Here is a 22,085-nt window from a genome sequence, read left to right as displayed (position 1 = left end):
GGTGGTGTCACGCTCAGCTGTCGACGTGCACGTGCGGCCGCCGCGCCGGGTCCGGCTCGGCCCGCCGGATGATCTCCCTGGTCACCGGCGCGACCTCGCCTTCACCGACGAACAGGAACTTCAGCAGGTTGACCAGCGGATTGCCTTCGGTCCATTCGAAATACACATGCGGTTCGAGCCCGGTCCGATCGCGGATCGCGAACAGGATCGCCGCGATCGAGTTGGGTACCGCGGTCGCCTGCACACTGAGCACGTGGTGGCGCCCGACCTCGATCGCGGTCACCCGCAGATCGGTACTGAACTCCGAGGCGTCGCCGACGATCACCTCGAGGAACAGGATCGAGTCGGCGTCCGGGATGTGGCTCTCGCGCCGCTGGTCGGCTTCCTTCTCGTCGTACTCCGCGGGCACGCGCTGATCGATGGCGTGGGTGACGATCCGGATGACGCCCGTCGCGGCCGCCCCGTCGATCAACGCGGCCGCCGCGTCGTCGAAGCTCACCTCGATGGCCCGCAGCTCGAACGCGCGGTGCGCCCGCGAGGCCAGCGACACCACGATGATCGCGAGGATGAACAGTGAGGCCAGGTGCACGCCCTCGGGCCGTTCGAAGACATTGGCGATGGTGGTGTAGACGAACACCGCGCTGACCACCCCGAAGCCGATCACCTTGCGCTGCTGGCCCTTCCGGTGGGCCGAGAGCGTCACCGCGATCGCGGCCGAGGTGATGAGCACCAGCACGCCGGTGGCGTAGGCCGCGCCCTGGGCGTCGACATCGGCGTCGAAATACCAGGTGATCCCGAAGGCCACCGCCGCGAACACCAGCACCAGCGGCCGCACCGCCCGCGCCCACTCCGGCGCCATGCCGTAGCGGGGCAGATACCGGGGCACCAGATTGAGCAGCCCCGCCAGCGCGGACGCGCCGGCGAACCAGAGGATCGCGATGGTGGCGATGTCGTAGACGGTGCCGAAGCCGTTGCCCAGGTACTCGTGGGCCAGGTACGCCAGCGCGCGCCCGTTCGCCTGGCCGCCGGGCTCGAACTCCTGCTCCGGGATCAGCACGACCGTGATGAAGCTCGACACCAGCAGGAACGCGCTCATGATCAGCGCGGCGGTGGTGAGCAGTTTGCGCGCGCCGATGATCCGCCCGCGCGGGTACTCGGGGGTGTCGCCGGGTTCGCCCTTGATCAGCGGCATCACCGCCACGCCGGTCTCGAATCCGGACAGGCCGAGCGCGAGTTTGGGGAAGACCAGCAGCGAGACCGCGATCATCATCCAGACGCTGCCGTGCTCGGTGGTCATCGCGTGGGTCCAGTCGATCACCCGGTGCTCGCTGGTGAACACGTGCCACAGCCCGACCGCGCCGACGATCGCGTTGAGCGACAGATACACCCCGACCAGACCGACGGCGATCCCGATGGCCTCACCGAAACCCTTGAGGAACACCGCGGCCAGCAGCCCGAGCAGGATCAGCGTGATGATCAGGCGCGAGTCCTGCCAGGCGGCGGGGGCGAACGGGTTCTCGATGATGTGCGCGGCGCCGTCGGCGGCCGAGAGCGTCATGGTGATGACGAAGTCGGTGCACGCGAACCCGAGCAGCACCAGGATGAACAGCTTGCCCGACCAGCGCGGCAGGATGTCGGTGAACATCGCCAACGACCCACCGCCGTCCGGGCTTTCGCGCGCGACCCGGCGATACACCGGCAACGCGCCGAACAGGGTGAGCGAGACCAGCACCAGCGTGGCCAGCGGGGAGAGCGCGCCCGCGGCGATGGCCGCGATGCCCGGTTGATAGCCGAGGGTGGAGAAGTAGTCGACACCGGTCAGGCACATCACCCGCCACCACGACCGCTGATGCGGTTCGGCGTGCGCGACCGCGCGCATCGGTCCGGAATGCTGGGCGTGCTTCGGGTCCGCCACGCCGTCGAGCAACCAGGCGGTGAAGCGTGACTGATCGGTGGTCGTCGTCACCGTGACTCCCTGGGCGGTCGGTCCGGCAGCACCGCAGCTACCGGATCAGTCGGGAGTCTAGGTGGCCCGGCGGCGGTGACCGCGCAGGCGCGAGGTCAGCTGTCGAGCCAGCCGTGCTCGTCGGCGAAGGCGGTGAACCGCTCGCGAATGGTGATGATCTCGGCCGCGGTCAGCGCGGGGGAGGCTTCCAGCAGCAGTTCGGTGATCTGTCGGCGCAGGTCCTCGGCGCCGAGGCGGTCGCCGCCCGCGCGCTCCTTGCGCGACTTCGGCGCGGGCGCGGTGTGCCCCGCGGCGGTGAGGTTGATCGCCTTGGGTCCGCGATCGCCCTCGGTCACATCGAATTCGAAGAGTCTGCCCTGGCGCAATTCGTCCTCGTCGAGGCCGATGTCGTTGACGTGGACGAAGACATCGGGCCCGCCGTCGTCGGGCCGGATGAACCCGAATCCCCGTGACCCGTCGAACGACACCAATTTCCCGATGGACACCGACCAGCTCCTCGCTCCGCTTCCCGACGCCACTGTAACGCGGCTTTTGGGCGTTTTTCCGGGAAAGCGGACAGACAGCGACATCGCGGGGTCGCGGTCCGGTCGGCCCGACCGGACGTGGTCACAATCCGGTAACTGTTAGTTCACATCCGCTCGTTAGCGTTCCGAATCTGTTGGTACGGGCGTGGAGGTTGTCGCGAGTGTTCGACCCCGGTCGGGGAATCAGGTCGGGGGGCCACGAGGACGGTCGCGGCGTGCTGACGGCGCCGCGGGACGGGTCGGCGGCGGTGTGTTTCCGGCCGCCGGTACCGCCGGTCGTCCTGCTCGGGCCGCAGCCGCGTCCGGCGTATGTGCCGCTGGCGCCCGCCCAGGAGCGCATGTGGCACGCCGCCCGGCTCGGCCGGTCCGCGGACTGGAATGTCGCGCGGGCGCTGCGGCTGCGCGGTGCCGACGTGGACCGGGCCGCGCTGCGGTCGGCGCTGGAATGCCTTGTCGCCCGGCACGAACCGCTGCGCACGATCTATCCGGTGACCGAGTACGGCCCGGCCCAGCACGTCGTCGACCCGGCGGATCTGCACCTCGACATCGCCGAATGCGCCGTCCCCGAGGCGGAACTCCCGGCGGCCGTCGCCGCGCTGTCGGCGCGGGCCTTCGATCTCACCCGCGAGCCGCCGGTGCGGGCGCGGGTGTTCGTCGTCGGTCCCGACGACGTCGTGCTGGCCCTGGTCGTGCACCACATCTCGGTCGACGGCCGCTCGCTGGGCCCGCTGATCCGGGACCTGGTCACCGCGTATCTCGCGTGCCGCGGCGGTACCGCGCCCGAGTGGTCGCCGCTGCCGGTCAGCTACACCGACTACACCCTGTGGAAGCACGCCCAGCTCGGTGAGTTCACCGACGAGTGGAGCCGCGCGACCCATCAGCTGCGCTACTGGGCCAACGCGCTGGCCGGCCGACCCGCCCTGCTGGATCTGCCCGCGCGCGAACCCCAGTCGCCGCCGGTCGACCCGGTCGCCGGTGCGCTGCTGCCGATCTCGTTCGACGCGCGCACCCATGCCGGTCTGCTGCGCGTGGCCCAGGACCGGCGGGCGAGCCTGTTCATGGTCCTGCAGGCGGCGTTCGCGGTGTCGGTCGGCGCGTTCGCCCGCAGCGCCGACGTCACCGTGGCCACCGCGGTCTCCGGGCGTGATCACCGCCTGCTCGACGACCTGGTCGGCAACTTCTCCGACGACGTGCTCATGCGGGTCCGGCTGGACCGGGCAGGCGACGTCGACGAGCTCGTCGACCAGGTGCGCCGGGTCGCGCTCGCCGCCTACGCCCACCCGGACACGCCCAATCCCCGGCTCAAGCGCTGCCTGCTCCAGGACGCGGCGCTGCCGCTGTTCCAGGCGACGTTGATCCTGCAGCGGGCCGAGGCGCCGCGCACCGCCACCGAACCCGCTCCAGCCCACGGGCTCTCGATCACCGAGATGCCGACCGGTGTGATCAGGGCCAAGCACGATCTCGAGTTCGGGCTGACCGATCACTACGATCCGGTCGGCGCCCCGGCCGGTATCGACGGCTCGTTCCTGTACCCGGTCGCCCGGTTCGACGAGGAGACCGCCGACCGGTTCGTCGCCCGGTTCCGGGCCGTCGTCGGGCTCCTCGCCGACGGCTATCGTGGCCCGCTCGGCGCGCTGCTCGCGGCCACCGGCACCCGCCGGTCCCTGGCCGGCGTCCGCCGGGCGGCGCGGGTGCTGGTCTGATCAGCCGCCGCGTTCGAGCGGATGACCCGCGTCGCGCCAGGCGACGATGCCACCGGCCAGGCTGTAGGCGTCGTAGCCCGCGCGGTGGGCCAGGGCGGCGAAGCGCAGCGAGGTCTCGCCGACCGGGCACACGAACACGACCGGCCGGGAGCGCGGGAACGGCATGCCCTGGGCGAGCATCTCGTCGAGCTGATCGTCGCGGATATTGAGCGCGCCGGGCACGTGCCCCACCCGATAGGCCATCGCGCCGCGGGTGTCGACGACGGTCGGCCTGCCGGTGCGGTCCAGCTCGGCCAGCGCCGTCGGGGTGAGCGTGGGCGCGGCGGCGGTGTCGTCGGGACCGGGGGCGACCGGGCCCGGCGCCGTGCCGAACAGATCCGGCCTGCGCTTGGCGATATAGGACAGGTACGGCTCGAGCCGGTCGCACACGATGAGGACCGCGACCAGGGGCCGGTCGTCCGGGCGCGGCGCGGCGGCCAGCGCGCGCAGGGCCGCGGCGTAGCCCGCGCCGCTGGTCGGCCCGGCGAGCACCCCGTAGCCGTGGATCAGCGCGAGCGTGGCATCGATGGCGGCGGCCGAATCGACGGTGACGATGTCGTCGTAGAAGTCGGGCCGGAACAACCCGACATCCCACATCTCGCGCTCGGAGCGGATGCCGGGAATGAAGTCGAACCGGTCCGAGACCACCCCGATGGTGCGCAGTCCCGGATGATGGGCGAGCAGCGCGGTCGCGGTGCCGCGGGTGGAGCCGGTGGTGCCGAGCCCGCCGATGAGGTAGTCGAGATGCGCGATGCCCGCCGCGGCGAGATCGGCGGCGATCTCGGTGCCGGTGCCGTCGTGGTGGGCGTCGATATTGCGCTCGTTGGTGTACTGCGACGGATGGAACCACCGCTCGGGGGCCTGGCCGGTGGTCTGCGCGATCACCGCCGAGACATCGTCGGCCGCATGCGGATCCGGGCATTCGGACAGGCCCGGCAGCTCCACGATCTCGGTGCCGAGCAGTTGCAGCAGCTGCCTGACCTCGCCCACCCTGATCCTGTTGGTCACCGCCCGCAGCGGGATGCCGTGCAGCGCGCCGAGGACCCGCAGTGCCTTGGCGGTGTTGCCGCTGGAGGCCTCGATGAACGACTGCCCGTCGGCGGCGATGCGGTCCACGTCGGCGCGGATCATCGCCCAGGCGACCCGGTCCTTGACCGAGCCGAACGGATTGTGCGACTCCAGTTTCGCGTACAGCTCGACCCCGGCCAGCCCGTGCACCGCCGGGTCGAGGCGCAGCAGGGGAGTGTTGCCGATGAGCTCGGTGATGTGGGTGTAGACCATCACGGCACCCGGAAGTCCGCGTCGTGGCTCAGCGTGAAGCCGCTGTCACCGTGCAGCACAGCGACTTTCGCCACCACCGGATGCATACTGGCCTGCGCGGCGGACAGATCCATGTGATAGGCGCCGGTATTGGCGAACAGTACGGGATCACCCGGTGCGGGCACCCCGGCCACCCGTACCTTCCGCTGGGTGACCAGATCCCGCTCCAGGCACAGCTGCCCGGCGAAGAACACCCCGCAGGGGTCGGCGAGCGCGGGTTCGGCGAGCACCACGGGGTCGATGAGTACCTCCTGATCGGCGGCGGTGACCGTGTCGCGGCTCAGGTCCAGATGCACCAGGGTCGCGCCGTTGCCCGCCTGCTTGACGAATTCGACACTGGCCAGGGTGATTCCGGCCTGGTCGACCAGTGCCTTGCCGGGTTCGAGCCACAGCTCCAGCAGATTGTCGGCGAGGACCTGTCCGAGCCCGCGACCGCCGTGTCCGGGCAGCGGCGTCGCGAGCAGGTCGGCGAGGATATCGGCGGCCGATTCGGTATTGGCGTACTTGTGGAACACCGGTCCGCCGTGGACCGCACCGCCGGACACGTGATAGCCGAAGGAGGCACTGCCCCAGTGCAGCGCCTCGCCCCGGCCGAGCAGGCCCGCGCGCAAGGCGTGATCATAGGCGTCGTAGCCCGCGGCGTCGGCGGTGAACACCTGACGCAACCCACCGCCGATATCGAGCACGGTCGGTGTCAGATCGTGGCCGTAGGCGCGCTCGACCAGATCCAGGCACGCGGCGACCGCTCGCACGCGTTCCGCGGTGGCGGCGGTGTCGAGGTGGAACGCGAAACCGCGCAGCCGCAACCGATCGCGGTGCCGGGTGAGCACGTCGAACGCGGCGTCCACGGCCGTGAGATCGATACCGAAGCGGCTCGGTGCGCTCCCGGGGAAGCCCGAGATGCGCAGCAGGACAGGGACTGTCGTCCGCGCCAGGTCGGCCAGCGTCGACAGCTCCCACAGATTGTCGACATTGACCGTCACGCCCGCCGCGAGCGCCGCGCGCACCATGGCCACGCCCTTGGGACCGGTCGCCTCGATCCGCTCGGCCGGGAACCCGGCGGCCAGGGCTGCCGACAGCTCCCGCGCCGACGCGACATCGACGGAGATCCCCGCGGCCGCCGCGGTCCGCGCGAAGGCGGCCGAACGGTTCACCTTGTGCGCGTAGCAGATCCGGTACCGGCTGGCCCCCGCGTCGAGCACCCCGCGCAGCCCGGCCAGATTCGCCGCGAAGACCTGGGGGAACAGCAGGTGCAGCGGCGAACCGTAGCGGTCCAGCGCGGCCCGCACGGCGGTTCGATCGGCCAGGAACTCGGCGACCAGCGGGGGGAGCGCGGCGGGGACGGCGGGCGGGGTCATCCCACCGCCGCGCCCGGCGCCTGCGCCGGCACGTCGTCGACCGGGTTGTAGCCGCCGTCGCGCAGCGCCTCGAACACCCGGAACCGATGGCGTGGACTGCGGATGCGCGCGCTCACCCGCTTGGACTCCAGATCGACCTCGGCCACCGGGATGTCCATCGATTCGAGCAGCGCGGTGATCGTGCGGACGCAGTGTTTGCAGCTCATGTCGGGCACGTAGAACACGCCGTCGTCGCCCAGCGCACCGTCGGGGACGTGCTCGGCGGTGTCCTCGACGACCACCACCGTGGCCGCCAGCGCGGCGAAGGTCTCGACGAACCGGTCGACGACGGTGGCCAGCACATGCACCGCCGCCCCACCGACCGCCTGCGGCGCCGCCGCCAGGCAGGCGGGCCGCGCGCCCGCGGGCAGCAGGGCGTACTGCCGGGAGACGAGATCCAGCTCGTCGTGGTACTTGGTCACCGCCGCCTCGGTGTCGAGACCCTCCTCGGTGACCGCCCGGCGCATCACCGTGTGCGCGTCGGCGATGGTGGCGTCCTTCATGGCACGCAGCACCGCGATCGAGTCGGCCGTGTAGCGCACGCTCCCGTCCGGCTGGGCGACCAGGCGCACCGGGATCATCCCGCGCCGGAAGGTGGAGGCCTGCAGCTCCCAGAACCAGCGCGTCGCGACGGCGGCGAAGATGCCGGAATCGCGCAGCCCCCTGGCGAAGTCGACGATCTCACGGTACGGGGTGTCCGCCGCTATGAGTCCGTGCTGGGTCAGCGCGCGTCCGGTGGCCTCCACCCCGACGCGGAAGATCTCGTGCGGATCGTGATCGGTGGTCGTGCCCGCCAGCACCGCGAGATCGGGTGCGGGCAGCGTCGCCGCGCGTGCCGCCAGACCCGAGGCGGCCAGCTCCCGCCACAGCGTCAGTACCGTCTCCCTGGCCACCACGGCCAGTTCGGGACCGGCGCCCCCGGTGTGGAAATACCCGGTGTTGGGCACGCCCGCGCTGTCGGTCCAGGTGATGCGATGGGTCGCGCTGGTGACCTGGTCGGGGCGGCACGGCCGCATGAACCGCTCCAGATACATCCGCTGCGACTGGGTCAGCGCGCTGCCGGGCTCGGGGCGTAACGCGGTGGCGCGGACAGTGATCCGGGTCGGTGACGGCGGCTCGGCGGCCACGAACAGTCCCGGTGCGGCCAGCTCGGCCAGTACCCGGGACGCGGCCCGCCGATCGTAGTGCTGCGTGGGGTGCGTGCCCATGGGTTCCTCCTCGGCTCGGGACAGGAAATGGTCAGCGCCCGTGCCCGGCGAGGCCGGCCACGCAGGCGACGAAACGATCGATCTCGTCCAGGGTGTTGTAGAGGTGGGTGCTCACCCGCACCGAATCCGCGCCGGGCTCGGTGCCCGGCACGCAGTGCGCCCCGGTGCGGACCAGGAAACCGGCGTCGGCCAGCACGAAACCGAGATCGGTGGCGCTGATCCCGTCGAGGGTGAACGAGACGATTCCGTACCCCACCGCGCACCCCGCGTAGGCGGGCCCCGGCAGGAACTCCAGACCGGGCAGCGGCCGCAACCCGTCGATCAGCCGCAGCGTGAGCTCCCGGTTGTGCGCGGCGATCGCGATCGGATCCAGTTCGTCGAGCAGGTCGAAAGCCGGTGCGAGGGACAGTATTCCGGGAATGTTGTAGGTGCCGCCCTCGAGCATTTCCGGCATCCCGGTGGTGATCAGCCCGGTGTCGCCGACCCGCACCCCGGAATGGCCACCGGGCAGGAACGGCCGCAGCCGGTCGTGCACCCGCCGCCGGCAGTACAGCAGCCCGATCCCGGGCGCGCCGAACATCTTGTGCCCGGCGAACACCGCGAAGTCGGCGCCGAGGTCGAGCACGTCGACCGGCAGGTGCCCGCCGCTCTGCGAGCAGTCGAAGCACAGCAGGATCTCCGGATCGATCCGGCCGCGCAGTTCCTCGAGCGTGGTCAGCCCGCCGTAGACATGGTGCAGATGGCTGGTGGTGATCAGCCGGGTGCGCGGACCCACCTGGGCCGCGATGTCGTCGATGTCGGCCTCGCCCGCCGTGGTGCTGCGGTAGGGGCGCAGGACGATCCGGCGCCCGAACCGGGCCAGGGTGTCGCGCAGGTGATGCCAGGGCAGCACGTTGGACGCGTGATCGGCGGGGTTGTAGAGGATCTCGTCACCGTCGTCGAGGACGGCCAGCCCCCAGCTGTGGGCGACGGCGCCGAGCGCCGCGGTCGCGCCGGCGGTGAACACGATCTCGTCGGGATGCGCCGCCCCGACGAACGCGGCGGCCCTGGACCGGACGGCGGCGATCCGCGCGGACAGCGCCGTCGCCCAGCTGTAGGTGCCGCGCCCGGCATTGGCCGTGTGCTCGGCGTGATAGCCGGTGACGGCGGCGATCACGGTGTCCGGCTTCTGCGTGGTCGCGGCGCTGTCGAGATACACCACGGCCGGATCGGCCAGCGCGGGGAAGCGGTCACGGATCGTGGCGGGCACCGGGGTCGGCGCGTGCCGCGGCGCCGGAACGGCGGTCAGCTCGGGCCGGAGGGGGTGCACCAGATCAACGATACGCACTTTTCTGGTACGGCCGACGAAGAATTCTCGCGGGCAACGCTTTTCGGGCCCCGGCTCAGTACCTGCCCTGCAGGTAGTCGACCAGGTGCCCGCGTTCGGCGGCCAGTTCGGTGATCTCGCTCTTCACCACGTCGCCGATGCTGACGATGCCGACCAGCCGGCCCGCCTCGACCACGGGCATGTGCCGGACGCGATGCTCGGTCATGATCTCGCGCAACGAGGAGACGTGGTCCTCGGGCCCGCAGGTACGGACCCGGTCGGTCATGATCTCGGCGACCGGCCGGTCGAGCACGGCGGCGTCGAGCCGGGCGAGGTGGCGGACCACATCGCGCTCGGAGACGATCCCGCTGATAGCCGCGCCGTCGGGGGAGACCACCACCGCGCCGATATTGTGCTCGGCCAGCACGGTGAGCAGGACACGCACCGTGGTCTGCGGCGGCACCGTGGTCACCGTCGTGCCTTTGTTGCGCAGGATCTCCGCTATACGCATATGCCGCTCACCCATGTCGAGCCCGATTCTTCATCTCCAGGATGCCCCGGGTGACACGGCTGTGACCAGCACGAAGACGTTACAACCGGCTATTCGTCGTCCAAGCCGGCGGAGAGATAGGCCGCGGCGGCCAGCCACTGCCTGCACTGCGGTCCGTGCACGTCGTGCTGACGCAGCATCTCGCGTGCCTGCCGGTAGGTGAGCCCGAGCGGCTCGTCGCTACACGATCCGGTGGCCGCGCCTGCCGTGCCGAGGTATCGCGGGACCTCCAGGCCGGCGGTACCGGCCGAGACCCTGCGGGGTGTTCGAAACGGCGTACTCATCCGAGTCCCCTCGCATCCGGCAGCGGAGGGCCCGTCCGGCTGGTGCTGCCGACGTCCCTTCCGGTGATCTTGTGGGCTGAGTCTACGGGGGTGTTGTTTGCAGATGCAAGAACATCTGCACTGTCAATTCGGACGTGTCGGGCACCTGATCGGGTTGTGGCGCTTGCGAATTCAGGGGACTGGACGTCACCGATCGAGCGGCCGCCCAGGTCGTGTCGTCGGGTAAGTACCGACCGGTGCGACCGCATGTGAACCGTGTTAATGTCCCGATCGCGACGTGCAGATGCAAGAACGTTTGTACGTGCATCTGCAACTTTCGTACTGATGGCATCAATCGAGAACGAGGAGTGTGACGTGTCCGGTATGCACCATGATCAGCGGGAACGCCCCGGCGTCGGCGACTGGCGCAAGAGCACCTTCAGCAACCCCAGCGGCAACTGTGTCGAGGTGGCCGAAGCGACGGACGGTTCGGTCGCCGTACGCAACTCGCGCGACCCGCACGGCTCGGTGATCTTCTACACCCGGCCCGAGATCGACGCTTTCATCCGCGGCGCGAAGGCCGGAGAGTTCGACTACTTGACCCGGTGATCGGTAATATCGGCAGCCATGACGGCTGAACCCGACGAGATCGGTCGCGTGCAACCCGTTGTCGATCGCGGCCCCACCGTGCTGCGCATCGCCCTCGGTGGTCAGTTGCGCAAACTGCGCGAGAGCAAAGGCATCACCCGCGAAGCGGCTGGTGACGCGATCCGTGGCTCACACGCCAAGATCAGCCGGCTCGAACTGGGACGCACCGGATTCAAGGAACGCGATATCAGGGACCTGCTCACGCTCTACGGTGTCCACGACACCCGCGAGCGTGAGTCCTTCTTCGAACTGGCCCGGCAGGCAAGTGAACCCGGCTGGTGGCATCGCTACAGCGACCTGCTGCCCTCGTGGTTCAGTACCTACCTCGGGCTCGAGCAGGCGGCCAGCCAGATCCGCACCTACGAGGCCCAGCTGGTGCCCGGCCTGCTGCAGACCCCGGAGTACACGCGGGCGATCGTGACCCTCGGGTTCGACGACGCCGATACCGAGCGCCGGGTGCAGGTCCGCCAGCTCCGCCAGGACGTGCTGCGCCGGGTGGACCCGCCGGTGGTGTGGGCGGTCATCGACGAGGCCGTGCTGCACCGCCCGATCGGTGGGCGCGAGGTGCATCGCGCGCAGCTGCGCTACCTGGCCCAGCTGTCGACGATGCCGAACGTGACCGTGCAGGTGCTGCCGTACTCGGCCGGCGGGCACGCCGCCGCGGGCAGTTCCTTCAGTATTCTGCGCTTCGCCGAGCCCGAACTGCCCGACATCGTCTACCTCGAGCAGCTCACCAGCGCGCTGTACCTCGAGCGCAGGCAGGACCTGGCGCTGTACCTGTCGGTGATGGACCAGCTCAGTGTCCAGGCCGCGCGACCGGATCGCTCGCGCGAGATCCTGCTCGACTACGCCGAGCGGGCCTGAGGCGAGACACCGCTACCGGGCGCCGAGGACGGCGCCCGGTCCGGGTCGGTGATTCAGTAGCGGATGCAGCCCGCGGCGATCCGCCAGAAGGTGTCGGGGGTCAGCGTCTGCAGATCCCAGTCGTCGGCCAATTCGTGCGCGGTGGTCACGATCCGGTCGATATCGAAATCGTTGCGTGTCGCCGCGCCGGTGGATTCCACCGCGTCGATGACATAGGCGACCGCTGTTTCCCTGGAGCACCCTGCGGTGACGGGGTGGGTCGTCGCTGCGCGATCAGCGAGGCCGAAACGGCCGTTGGTGTTGTTCATGGTGAACGCCCCTGTGTTTAGGCAGTGGCAAACCCAAGGCAAACCTAGCCCCAGGTGTGCCGCTCGCGGCCTCCCCTGACTATCCCCTGAATTGTGTTGCGGCCCTGAGTTTAGGACGGGGCAAGTTTCAAATGCAAGCACATCTGCACGATCGATTCCGTCTCGATGCAGCGCTTTTCCCGGCTTCTGAGCGGCGAATCCGGGGTGACGCCACCGTGTTCACGGCGGGCGATGGGTGGATAACGCCGTGACCGGCGGCTGGCCTGTTCCACGGGGTGGTGAAAAGGGTGCCGCCGGTCACCGGAAATCGACTCCTCGGCCGAATGCTGTTGGGATAGTTAATTTTCGGCTATCGAATTGCCGACACGGCCGACGCAATCGGCTCCGGACCGGAAACCACTTCCAGTGTGTGCCGAAAAGTGTTGTCCGCGACCAAGATCGACGCGAGCGTCGCGGCGACGTCGGCGCGGGGAATCGGACCGCGCCCGATCGGCGGCGATCCGAGCGTGACCAGACCGTTGCCTGCGTCGTCGGTGAGCATGCCGGGCCGCAGGATCGTCCAGTCCAGCGCGCGGGAGCGCAGGTCGTCCTCCGCGCGGGTCTTGGCATCGATATAGGCGGCCCAGACCTCGTCGGTCCCCGGGGCCGGTGGCGCGCCGGCGCCCATGGTGGAGATCTGCACGAAACGCCGGACGCCGGTCCGCTCGGCGGCGTCGGCGAGCTGCACCGAGCCGCCGAGGTCGACGGTGTACTTGCGCTCGACGCCGCTGCCGGGGCCCGCGCCCGCGGCGAAGACCACCGCGTCCGAGCCGGCGACCGCGGCGGCGAGGTCGGCGGGAGTGTCGCGCTCCATGTCGAAGATGACCGGGACGCCGCCGGTCGCGGCGATGTCGGCGGCCTGATCGGGGCGGCGGATGAGCGCGTGGACCTGATCACCGCGGCGGGTGAGCGACGATGCCAGCAGCAGGGCGATCTTGCCGTGTCCACCGGCGACGACGATGCGCATGCGAGTGCTCCTTTCGAACGGATCGACGGCCCTCAGCGCTCCGGGCCACCGGGATTGCAGTTCGCCGACACCGTGGCCGAATAGCCGACGGCGGGCCGCCACGGTTCGAGATTCCAGCTCGGCTTGTCCGGCGCCACCATCCTCGCCCACACCCAGTGGCAGACGAACTGGTCCCGCATCCCCGGCGCGTCGGCGTCGGCGTCCAGGGCCAGGACCTCCTGCCAGGCGAGTTCGTCGGTGCCCGGCGCGGCGGTGCGTCGGCCCGCGACGGTCGGTACGACGAGCAGGCGTGCGCCGTCGACGGTGTCGGTCCAGGTGACATGGTCGATCAACGGCAGCCCGGCATACGGGTCGACCGTCGGCGTCGGCGGTGCGAGGGTGACCGGCGGCTTGCTGGTCGAGCGGGGCGGCGTCGTTGTTGTCGACGGTGTGGCCGTGACCGGCTCGTCGGCGGCGGTCGTGGCACAGGCGGTGAGGCCGAGTACCGCGACGGCGACGAGTGCGGCCGGGAACTGCCACCGAATCACGCGACGCCCCTCCTTGTCGTCCTGGCGCGCGGCCGGGACGCGGCCGCCCGGCCCAGCCTAGTGCGGCGGGCGCGGCGGCGCCGACGGGCTCAGTGCCACAGCGATCGGCAGGGGAGCCGGCGCAGTTCGGGCCCGACCTGCCCGTCGACGGTCACCAGCAGGCCGGCGTGCACCGCCGCGGTGGTGAACTCCCACGCCTCGGCGGGGGTCGCCGCGTACTCCAGCACCAGCGCGTCCTGCGGGGTCGCGCCGTCGAAGTAGACCGTGATCCGCCGGGTCGGTATCTCGGTGCGGTCGGCGCGATGGGCGGTGGCGGCGATGTTCTCGTCGATGGGAATCATGGCGTGCTCCTTCTACCCCGGCGCTGGTGGGCGCCTTCCTACTCGACGGTAGGGCCCGGGCCATCGAGTGGAACATGTTCTGGAATTCACTGGAGATCTCACAGCCCTCCGGTGCCGTGGCGGGGCGGTGGCCGACAAGAATCGCCGTCGACTTGAATCCGGTCACAACCCGCATTCGCGCCGGTTGTGAGCTCCGCCGATCTAGGTCCGCAGGGGTACCGACGAGCCACGCTACCGGCAAGTATCGGTCTCGACGGCAGCGACACGGGAGGAGCGCCGGATGATCTGGGAAGCCATGGCACGACGGGCTCGGCCGCGCCGCGCGGTGTCGGCGGTGGGGGTGGCGCTGGTGCTGGCCGTGGGCGGCGTGGCCCCCGCGCACAGCGCACCGCTCTACCCGAGCGCCGATCCCGACCCCTTCTACGCCCAGCCCGCCGACCTGTCGGCGGCGCAGCCGGGCGACGTGCTGGCCGTGCGGCCGATGCCGCCGCTGGCGATGTTCCCCGACACCAGGATCACCCTGGTGAAGTTCCGCTCGACCAACTCCGCGGGCGAACCGATCGCGGCGACCACGACGGTGCTGCAACCGGCGGGCCACCGCCGGGACGAGCCGGTGCTGTCCTACCAGCACATCATCAACGGCCTCGGCGTGCGCTGCTCGGTCTCCAAGGTGCTCTACACGAACGACCCGAATCTCATGGTGCGCGAAGCGGTCTTCTGGAACCTCGCCCTGCGGCGCGGCTGGACGATGGCGCTGCCCGATCACCTCGGCCCCGATTTCGCCTACGGCGCGGCCAGATTGGGCGGTCAGGTGACCCTCGACGGGATCAGGGCGATCCGCAAGGTCGACGAACGAACTCCAGGTCGCGGGGAGCCGGGTCGCGATGGCGGGTTACTCCGGCGGCGGGATGGCGACGGCCTGGGCAGCGGCCTTGCAGCCCAGCTACGCGCCCGACGTCGAGATCGCGGGCGCCGCGATGGGTGGGGTGCCGATGAACCTGGTGTCGATGCTCGAGGGTCTCGGCTTCGGCTCGCACCCGGTGTTCGGTCTGGCGCTGGCGGCCGGCATCGGCCTGGAACGGGAGTATCCGCAACGGTTTCCGATCAGCGAGCAGATGAACGCGCGCGGGCTGGCCGCCCGCGCCGCGATCGCCGACGCGTGCACCAACGACATCCTCGGCGCGGGCGCGGGCCGGGGCATCCTCGATTTCGCCGCGACGACCTCGATGGTCGACGACCCGGAGGCGCGCGCCGTGGTGGAGGAGAACAGCCTCGAGCTCTACCCCGGAACGCCGAGGATGCCTGTCTTCGAATGGCATTCGCCCATCGACGGCCTGATCCCGGTCGACGCGATCACCACCACCACGCACCGCTGGTGCGCGGCGGGCACCCCGGTGGTGACCGAATCGACGCCCACCCCGGACCACCTGACCGCAGCTGTGCTCGGACTGCCTTCCGCGCTGAGATGGCTCGACGCGCGGCTGCAGGGGGAACCGGCGCCCAGCACCTGCTGAGCCCGGTGGCGATCGGCCCGGATCCGCACACCCCGACACGGGTCCGGGCCGATTGTTGTTGCGATCGAGCCGCATTGCGTCACGACTCGGGCACGACGCCGATCCGGCCGGGGGGTTCCGGCGTACCGTCAGTGGACTGACGAGGGCGCGTTCGGGGAGGTTCGGCGGGAGACGAAGCACCGCATCGCCGCACGTCAGAGACGATTCCGACGTTGCCACCCGAAGGCGTGTGTGCCATGCGATCTGTCCGTGTGCTGTTCTGCTCGATTCTGCTGCTCTGTTCGTTCGCCGTCGGCACCGCCGCCGCCGAACCCACCCCGGAATTCCCGGTGCCGCACCCGGGTACGCCGGGCTTCCTGCCCGATCTGCAACGCTGGATCGATCAGGTGCTGCCGTCACCGATCCAGCCGTCGGGCGGGACGGCCACCGACCCGGCGGCCGAACTCGCCGCGCTGCGAGCGGCGGTCCTGCCCGCGGCGGTCGGGGACGCCATGTTCGACCACTGGCCCGACGGGCTGGCCGATCTCGCGCCGGGCGACATCATCGCGACCCGCGACATCCTCGCCACCGCGGGCCCGTTGACGCTGGTGCCACTGCGGTCGGCCACCCTGCTCAAGTACCGGACCGACGATTCGCAGGGACGTCCGTCCTTCGCCACCGCGACGCTGCTCGTGCCCGCCACCGACTGGACCGGTCCCGGCGACCGGCCGGTCCTGGTCAACAATCTGCCGATCGATGCGCTGGGTCGGGAGTGCACGCCGGGCTACACGCTCTCGCACGGCCTCAACCTGCACTCCAGCATGACCGAGTTCTTCCCGCCGACCACCCAATTGGCGGCCCTGCGCGGGTACGCGGTCCTGGTCCCCGATCACGAGGGCCCGTGGATGGCCTACGCGGAACCCTATGTCGCCGGGCACGCGGTGCTCGACGGGATCCGGGCGGTGCGCGGCGTCGACCCGGCGGCGTTCGGCGCGAGCCGATTCGCGATGACCGGCTACTCGGGCGGGGCCATCGCCACCCACGGCGCGGCCAAGCTGATCGGTTCCTACGCACCGGAACTCGCGGACGTGATCGTCGGCGCGGCCCTGGGCGGCGTGCCCGCCGATTTCGAGATCCTCTCGCGCAGCATGAACGCCAACCTCGCCTCCGGGATCTTCATGGCGGCCACCTTCGCGATCGGCCGGGAGCGCCCCGAGATCCTGGCCGCGATGAACAACCTCGCGCGCTGGGTGGCCACCTCGGTGATGAAGGACCAGTGCGTCAGCGTGTTCGCCGTTCCCGGCATCCTGCACCTGCCCATCGATGTCGGCGCGAACATCCCCGACCCCCTGCGGTCGGACCTGGCCGAGCGGATCTACGAGATCACCCGGATGGCCGGAATGCGCTCGGCCACACCGCTCTACATCTACAACGGCGAGCAGGAGTTCTGGATCCCCGCCGCGGGCGCCCGCAATCTGTACAACGAACAGTGCGCACTCGGCGCGAACGCGGTGTACCGGAGCGTCTTCGGTGAGCATGTGATCGGCGCGGTCACCGGATATCCGGAGGCGATGCTCTGGCTCGACGAGCGATTGCAGGGAGTAGCCGCTCGCACGGAATGCTGACTCGGCGGAACTGGGAACCCTCTGCGTTTTTCGCGGGAAATGCTGTGAACGTTCAGCGGGCCCGGGGAATGCCCGGGTGGGGTGCGATGACAGCCGGTCGGTGCTGGTGAAACGCGCCAGAGGGTGACCGGGGCCGCCTCGCGGTCCGGGTAGCCGAAGAATTCCTGTGCCCCCTCATGGGGGTTTTCGACAACCGGTGGTGACCTGTCCAGAAACCCGTAAACGGCGGAAAGACCGGGATTTTCGGGCCTTATGTTCGTGGCGGTTTCGACACAAGCCATTCGTATTTCTCGAATCGCACAGGAAGATACGCCAACGATGAAATCTCCCAGTCGCAGACGGACGCTACAGACGGCGGTGCTCACCGGCGTCGGCGCGCTCGCTGTCGCGCTCACGGGTCCGGGGGCGGCGGCGTCCCCCGACCCGGCGCCCTCCGAGCAGGCCCTCGCCGACATCATCACCGCAGGCCGCGAAGTGGCCGGGCCCGGTAGCGGTTCGGCCTGCACCTCCGGCAGCGGCGCCGGGTCCGGGAACGGTTCGGGCAACTGCTACGGCGGTTCCGGGTCCAGTTCGGGCTCCTCCGGTGGAAAGTCCACCGACACCATCGGTTACGGCCCGGCACAGACGTCCTGGCTGGCCGCGTTCGCCTACGGACTCGGCAACGGCGACGCCGCGCCGCCCGGGGCCAATGATTGGAACTGCAAGCCGACCGCCGAACATCCGCGTCCGGTGGTGCTGCTGCACGGCACCTGGATGAACGCCTACAACGGCTACGCCTACATGGGTCAGCCGATCAAGGACGCCGGCTACTGCACCTTCACCTTCAACTACGGCCGTTCCGGCCTGGTCGAAGGCGGCGGTCTCGGATCGCTGCTGCCCGGCGTCATGGGCACCGGCTACATCCAGGACTCGTCCAAGCAGGTCGCCACCTTCGTCGATCGCGTGCTCGCGGCCACGGGCGCCGGCGAGGTCGACATCATCGCCCACTCCCAGGGCGGCGCCCTGGCCAACTGGTACACCAAGTTCGACGGCGGCGCGGCCAAGGTGAAGAACCTGGTCACCTACGGTGCCACCCACCACGGCACCAGCCTGGACGGTATCGGCGCGCTGGGCCGCATGATCAACAACGCCGGCATCGACATCCTGGGCCTGATCGAGATCTTCGTCGGGCACGCCGGTATCCAGCAGACGATCGGGTCGGACTTCGTCAACCAGCTCAACGCCAACGGTGACACCGTCGCCGGGGTCGACTACACCGTCGTCGGCACCCGCTACGACGAGATCACCAACCCCTACGACCTGACGTTCCTGAAGCCGGGGCCGGGCGCCACCGTCACCAACATCACCCTGCAGGAGGGCTGTGAGCAGGACGTCTCCGATCATCTGACGATGATGTACTCCCCGCGGGCGCTATCGATCGCGCTGCGGGCCCTCGATCCCGCGAGCAGCCCGAACCTGGTCTGCGAGTTCAACCCCTGGCTGGTCGGGGGTGGTGGCTCCCTGTGAGACGACACGAAGGCGCTGTCCGCGATCGCGGACAGCGCCTTCGGCGTTTCCTGGGTCGGTCAGACTGCCGAGCGGTAGCTGCGGGCCACGAGTGCCGAGCGCAGGTACCACAGGCCCGACGGCTGGGTCGGGTCGAAACCGGTGAGCTGGCCGATCCGCTTGAGCCGGTAGTCGACGGTGTTGGTGTGCACATGCAGCACCCGGGCGGTGCGCTGGCGATTGAGATTGTTGGCGATGTGGCGCTGCAGTGTCTCCAGCAGCTCGGGGTACTGGTCCAGCGGGTCGAGCAGCGAACCGAGGAACTCCCGGCCGGGGCCGGGGCGGGTCAGCTGGTATTCGAGGGCCAGCTCGTCGAAGCGGTACAGCCCCGAGGTGACCTCGAGCCGCTGGACCATGTCGAGCAGTTCGTGGGCCTGATCGGCGGCGTCGGGAACGCCGGTCGTGCTGGTCTCGACCAACGCCGCGGTGATGCCGACCTGCGCCGCCTGCGAGAGCTGGGCGACGAGGGCGGCCAGACCGTCGCGATCGAAGGTGCCCGCCGGGATGAGCACCGTGCCACCGTCGACGCTGAGCAGCGACAGCGCCGAATCGCCACACCGCTTGGCCAGTTCGGCCTGCACCCGGCGCAGCTTGCGCCGCGCGACGACCTGCGCGTCGAGGGCCGGGTTGGCCTCTTCCCGATGCGGCGGGATCGCCAGGGCCAGAACGGCGTACGTCTCGGCGATCGCGATTCCGCACTCGCGGGCCATCGTCGAGGTGCTGTGACCGCCGAGCAGCGCCGAGGTGAGCGTGTGCACGGCGGTGTGGTGCTCGCTGACCACGCCGCGCAGTTCCCGCACGTAGGCCAGCGACACCTGGGCGGTGATGGTGTCGAGCATCTCCATCACCATCTTCACGCCGTCGACGAGGTTGTCGTAGTCCTTCACCGACGCGTTGGCGACCACCAGGTCGAGGCCGATCTTGAAACCCTCGGCGATCGAGTGGTGGATGGTGTCGATCGGCACGCCCTCGCGGGCCCAGCCGCTGGCCGCGTCCTGCAGGCGCTGGAGCTTGTTGGGGATGTCGCGGCCGTCGAGCATGCTGACGGCGAATTCCAGGCAGATCCGCGTAATGGTGGTGACGTCGCCGGTGATCGCGTCGCCGGGCAGGGTGCCGCAGGGGACGACATTGGCGACGAAGTGGCCGACCATCTGCCGTGACAGGGCGCGCACGTCCTTCAGCGGCGACGACATCGGCTGACCGGAGATGGTCAGCGATTGCCGGGGTGGATTCTCAACGGACATCTGTGTTCCCTTCGCCCATCTTGCGGCTCTGCCCCCGCTGTCCAGCGACTTCACCCTAGCCAACCCGCGGCGATGCCGGAATGGAACGTCAGGTTATGGGTCGCGGACCCATGCTTGCTTGCCTGCTTGGTGAGCGGTCACAAGTCTGGTCCATCGCTATGAGTGGTTGTAGAGTTCTCCGCGCCGGAACGAACCGATAGGGGCACCATGCGACCTGCCGTCCGTTGTCTGGTCTGGGAACTGGACGAAACCCTGTGGGACGGCGTGGTCCACGACTCGACCAGCACCACGCTGCGCCCGCAGGCACTGCGTACGCTCACCAAGCTGAGCGAGCGCGGAGTGCTGCATGCCGTCGCGGCACGTGGTGATCGTTCTCGTACCCTGCGCACGCTCTACCGGCACGGCCTCTACGAGATGTTCTCGGCGGTCGAGGTGGGCTGGGGCCGCAAGTCGGCCTCGATCGTGCGGGTCGCCGACACCCTCGGCCTCGGGCTGGAGGGAATGGCGTTCGTCGACGCCGAGCCGGTGGAACGCGCCGAGGTATCGCGGGCGCTGCCGATGGTGCGCTGCTATGCCGCGCGCAATGTGGACATGCTGCCGCTGCTGCCCGATTTCCGGCACGACCTGCGCTCGGGCCCGGTCCCGACCCCGCCGCTGGGCTTCGCGCGCGTCCCGGCGCTCTGACGACCCGAGTCCGCTTGCGCGCGCTGCGTTCTCGCATGCCATGCGGCTCCGCACGGCATGCAATCGTGCACAGTGTGCCGAAATCGGACGCGGGGCAGTGGATCAGGACTCTTCCGGCAGCAGCGACACGGTGAGACCGGCCAGTCGGGCCGGGTCGGCGACCACGTCGTAGGCGGCGATCCGCGCGTCGCGGACCGTGAAGGTGACCACGAACAGCGCCCGGCCCGCCCGCACCACGGCGAGTCCGGGCCGACCGTCGACGAGCACCACGACCGCCTCGCGCGAGCGCTGCCGCAGCACGACCGTTCCCTCGGCGACCGCGGCCGCGCCCCGCACCAGGGCGGCCATGCCGGGTGGCAGTGCCGCCGGATCGGCCGAGCGCACCACATCGGGCGCCAGCACGGCGAGGAGTTCGTCGAGGTCACCCTCACGCGCCGCCTTCAGGAACGCGGTCACCACGGCCCGCTGCGCCGTGAGGTCCGCCGGGCCGATCCGGGCCGGTGCGTGGACGCGCTGCCTGGCCCGGCTGGCCAGCTTCTTGGTCGTCGCCGGTGTCCGCCCCAGAATCGGGGCGAGGTCGGCGAAGGGTACGGCGAACAGGTCGTGCAGCACGAACGCGACGCGTTCTTCCGGTCCGAGCACGTCGAGGACGACGAGCAGCGCGCGCCCGACCGCGTCGGCCAGCAGCGCGTCGTCCTCGGGGTCGGCCCCGGGACCGACGGCGGGTGCGTCGACGGCCGACTCGGCGGTCTCCGCGCGCTGGGCCCGGACGCGCAGCTGATCCAGGCAGATCCGGGAGACGACGGTGGTCAGCCAGCCGTCGAGATTGCCGATCTCGGTTGCGGCGACGCGGTCCAGCCGCAGCCACGCCTCCTGAACGGCGTCCTCGGCCTCGGCGGCGGTGCCCAGCATCCGGTAGGCGACGCCGCGCAGCCGGTCACGGCGCTGTTCGAAGGCGAGCGCGAGCGCATCCGCGTGCATCGGTCACCTTTCGGCCGGCCCGTTCGTCATCGGATCGACGGCGGTCGCCGTCGCTCACCGTAGACCGGAGGAACCCACTCATGCACACGAGCTTCGTCATCGTCACCGTGCTCGCCGCCCTGGCCGCACTGATCGCCGCCGCGGTCGATGTCGTCCGCGCCGACTGGGTCCGCGAGAACATGCGCCGCTACGGCGTCGCACCGTGGACGCTGACCCCGCTGGCGGCGATCAAGGCGGTCGGTGGGCTGGCCTTGCTGGCCGGGCTGGCCTCGCGGCCGCTGGCGATCGCCGCGGCGGCGGGGCTGGTGCTGTATTTCCTCTGCGCCGAACTGACCGTCCTGCGTGCCCGCGCCTACACCGACCTCGGCTATCCGCTGCCGTACCTGCTGCTCGCCGCGGGCTCGCTGGCGCTGGCTCTCGCCTGAGGCGGTGGTGGGGGGCCCCGGCGGGCGCGCCCCCCCCGCGGGGGAGGGCAGGGGCCCGGGGTATTACCCCCCCGGCGGACCCCGGAGAAGGGGCCGGGGGGTGGTGTGGCCCCGGGTG

At 70.2% G+C, this 22,085-nt stretch carries 21 protein-coding genes and 1 pseudogene; 8 read left to right on the top strand and 14 right to left on the bottom strand.

Features of this window, described 5'->3' with window-relative positions:
- Positions 1 to 13: 13 nt before the first annotated feature.
- Together ACFVW6_RS27570 and ACFVW6_RS27565 are read right to left on the bottom strand one after the other, a co-directional pair.
- Entirely contained in the window at positions 14 to 1,879 is a 1,866-nt protein-coding gene (locus ACFVW6_RS27570) for an amino acid transporter (protein ID WP_378827014.1), read from the bottom strand.
- A 182-nt stretch (positions 1,880 to 2,061) separates the two neighbouring features.
- Positions 2,062 to 2,451 (bottom strand): cold shock domain-containing protein, encoded by a 390-nt coding sequence (locus tag ACFVW6_RS27565; protein ID WP_355271856.1) that lies wholly within the window; start codon positions 2,449 to 2,451, stop codon positions 2,062 to 2,064.
- A gap of 254 nt (positions 2,452 to 2,705) precedes the next feature.
- On the opposite strand from ACFVW6_RS27565, the gene ACFVW6_RS27560 reads away from it, so the two are divergent.
- Positions 2,706 to 4,193 (top strand): condensation domain-containing protein, encoded by a 1,488-nt coding sequence (locus ACFVW6_RS27560; RefSeq protein WP_378826100.1) that lies wholly within the window; start codon positions 2,706 to 2,708, stop codon positions 4,191 to 4,193.
- Here ACFVW6_RS27560 and ACFVW6_RS27555 read toward each other — a convergent pair whose 3' ends face one another.
- From ACFVW6_RS27555 to ACFVW6_RS27530, 6 genes are all read right to left on the bottom strand, one after another.
- A complete protein-coding gene (locus ACFVW6_RS27555; RefSeq protein WP_378826098.1) occupies positions 4,194 to 5,513 on the bottom strand; it encodes a pyridoxal-phosphate dependent enzyme in 1,320 nt (439 codons plus the stop codon).
- The gene (locus ACFVW6_RS27550) at positions 5,513 to 6,910 is read right to left on the bottom strand and encodes an alanine racemase (protein WP_378826096.1); all 1,398 of its coding nucleotides are present in this window, start codon (positions 6,908 to 6,910) and stop codon (positions 5,513 to 5,515) included. Before ACFVW6_RS27550 ends, ACFVW6_RS27555 begins: the two co-directional genes overlap by 1 nt.
- Entirely contained in the window at positions 6,907 to 8,157 is a 1,251-nt protein-coding gene (locus ACFVW6_RS27545; protein ID WP_378826094.1) for a heavy-metal-associated domain-containing protein, read from the bottom strand. The genes ACFVW6_RS27550 and ACFVW6_RS27545 overlap by 4 nt, the downstream gene beginning before the upstream one ends.
- 31 nt (positions 8,158 to 8,188) lie before the next feature.
- Positions 8,189 to 9,466 carry an aminotransferase class V-fold PLP-dependent enzyme gene (locus tag ACFVW6_RS27540; RefSeq protein ID WP_378826092.1) on the bottom strand — a complete coding sequence of 426 codons (1,278 nt, stop codon included), beginning with the start codon at positions 9,464 to 9,466 and terminating at the stop codon, positions 8,189 to 8,191.
- A gap of 73 nt (positions 9,467 to 9,539) precedes the next feature.
- A complete protein-coding gene (locus ACFVW6_RS27535; RefSeq protein WP_355271866.1) occupies positions 9,540 to 9,974 on the bottom strand; it encodes a CBS domain-containing protein in 435 nt (144 codons plus the stop codon).
- 89 nt (positions 9,975 to 10,063) lie between these two features.
- Entirely contained in the window at positions 10,064 to 10,297 is a 234-nt protein-coding gene (locus tag ACFVW6_RS27530) for a hypothetical protein (RefSeq protein WP_355271868.1), read from the bottom strand.
- A 363-nt stretch (positions 10,298 to 10,660) separates the two neighbouring features.
- Here ACFVW6_RS27530 and ACFVW6_RS27525 point away from each other — a divergent pair, with 363 nt between their 5' ends.
- Both ACFVW6_RS27525 and ACFVW6_RS27520 read left to right on the top strand, forming a co-directional pair.
- Positions 10,661 to 10,885, top strand: coding sequence for a DUF397 domain-containing protein (locus tag ACFVW6_RS27525; protein ID WP_218720531.1), 225 nt, complete (start codon positions 10,661 to 10,663; stop codon positions 10,883 to 10,885).
- A gap of 18 nt (positions 10,886 to 10,903) precedes the next feature.
- Positions 10,904 to 11,788, top strand: coding sequence for a helix-turn-helix transcriptional regulator (locus ACFVW6_RS27520; protein WP_357347309.1), 885 nt, complete (start codon positions 10,904 to 10,906; stop codon positions 11,786 to 11,788).
- Between the two features lie 53 nt (positions 11,789 to 11,841).
- Here the strand turns inward: ACFVW6_RS27520 and ACFVW6_RS27515 are convergent, their stop codons facing one another.
- The 4 genes from ACFVW6_RS27515 to ACFVW6_RS27500 all read right to left on the bottom strand — a co-directional run bounded on the left by ACFVW6_RS27515 (position 11,842) and on the right by ACFVW6_RS27500 (position 13,970).
- Complete coding sequence (locus ACFVW6_RS27515; protein WP_218720037.1) at positions 11,842 to 12,096, bottom strand: hypothetical protein; 255 nt, start codon at positions 12,094 to 12,096, stop codon at positions 11,842 to 11,844.
- A gap of 349 nt (positions 12,097 to 12,445) precedes the next feature.
- Positions 12,446 to 13,102, bottom strand: coding sequence for an SDR family oxidoreductase (locus tag ACFVW6_RS27510; protein ID WP_378826088.1), 657 nt, complete (start codon positions 13,100 to 13,102; stop codon positions 12,446 to 12,448).
- A gap of 32 nt (positions 13,103 to 13,134) precedes the next feature.
- The gene (locus ACFVW6_RS27505) at positions 13,135 to 13,629 is read right to left on the bottom strand and encodes a DUF2599 domain-containing protein (protein WP_378826086.1); all 495 of its coding nucleotides are present in this window, start codon (positions 13,627 to 13,629) and stop codon (positions 13,135 to 13,137) included.
- Between the two features lie 89 nt (positions 13,630 to 13,718).
- A complete protein-coding gene (locus tag ACFVW6_RS27500; RefSeq protein WP_355271875.1) occupies positions 13,719 to 13,970 on the bottom strand; it encodes a hypothetical protein in 252 nt (83 codons plus the stop codon).
- Between the two features lie 295 nt (positions 13,971 to 14,265).
- On the opposite strand from ACFVW6_RS27500, the pseudogene ACFVW6_RS27495 reads away from it, so the two are divergent.
- The 3 genes and pseudogenes from ACFVW6_RS27495 to ACFVW6_RS27485 all read left to right on the top strand — a co-directional run bounded on the left by ACFVW6_RS27495 (position 14,266) and on the right by ACFVW6_RS27485 (position 18,594).
- A pseudogene (locus ACFVW6_RS27495) lies at positions 14,266 to 15,484 on the top strand (lipase family protein).
- 236 nt (positions 15,485 to 15,720) lie between these two features.
- Positions 15,721 to 17,088 carry a lipase family protein gene (locus tag ACFVW6_RS27490; protein WP_378826083.1) on the top strand — a complete coding sequence of 456 codons (1,368 nt, stop codon included), beginning with the start codon at positions 15,721 to 15,723 and terminating at the stop codon, positions 17,086 to 17,088.
- A gap of 318 nt (positions 17,089 to 17,406) precedes the next feature.
- A complete protein-coding gene (locus ACFVW6_RS27485) occupies positions 17,407 to 18,594 on the top strand; it encodes an alpha/beta fold hydrolase (RefSeq protein ID WP_355271880.1) in 1,188 nt (395 codons plus the stop codon).
- A 59-nt stretch (positions 18,595 to 18,653) separates the two neighbouring features.
- Here the strand turns inward: ACFVW6_RS27485 and ACFVW6_RS27480 are convergent, their stop codons facing one another.
- Positions 18,654 to 19,877, bottom strand: a complete 1,224-nt coding sequence (locus tag ACFVW6_RS27480) for a helix-turn-helix domain-containing protein (protein ID WP_365011566.1) — start codon at positions 19,875 to 19,877, stop codon at positions 18,654 to 18,656.
- A gap of 207 nt (positions 19,878 to 20,084) precedes the next feature.
- Between ACFVW6_RS27480 and ACFVW6_RS27475 the strand changes: the two genes are divergently transcribed.
- The gene (locus ACFVW6_RS27475; RefSeq protein WP_355271882.1) at positions 20,085 to 20,561 is read left to right on the top strand and encodes an HAD-IIIC family phosphatase; all 477 of its coding nucleotides are present in this window, start codon (positions 20,085 to 20,087) and stop codon (positions 20,559 to 20,561) included.
- A 102-nt stretch (positions 20,562 to 20,663) separates the two neighbouring features.
- On the opposite strand, the gene ACFVW6_RS27470 is transcribed toward ACFVW6_RS27475, so the two are convergent.
- Positions 20,664 to 21,542, bottom strand: coding sequence for a sigma-70 family RNA polymerase sigma factor (locus ACFVW6_RS27470; protein WP_378826079.1), 879 nt, complete (start codon positions 21,540 to 21,542; stop codon positions 20,664 to 20,666).
- 80 nt (positions 21,543 to 21,622) lie between these two features.
- Between ACFVW6_RS27470 and ACFVW6_RS27465 the strand changes: the two genes are divergently transcribed.
- On the top strand, positions 21,623 to 21,967 hold the full coding sequence (locus ACFVW6_RS27465; RefSeq protein ID WP_355271886.1) for a DoxX family protein: 345 nt from the start codon (positions 21,623 to 21,625) through the stop codon (positions 21,965 to 21,967).
- Positions 21,968 to 22,085: the final 118 nt, after the last annotated feature.

Origin of the sequence: Nocardia sp. NPDC058244 (assembly GCF_042882065.1) — a bacterium.
GTDB lineage: Bacteria > Actinomycetota > Actinomycetes > Mycobacteriales > Mycobacteriaceae > Nocardia.
The sequence above is the reverse complement of the archived record's forward strand: the minus strand, read 5'-3'. Positions and strand labels throughout refer to the sequence as shown.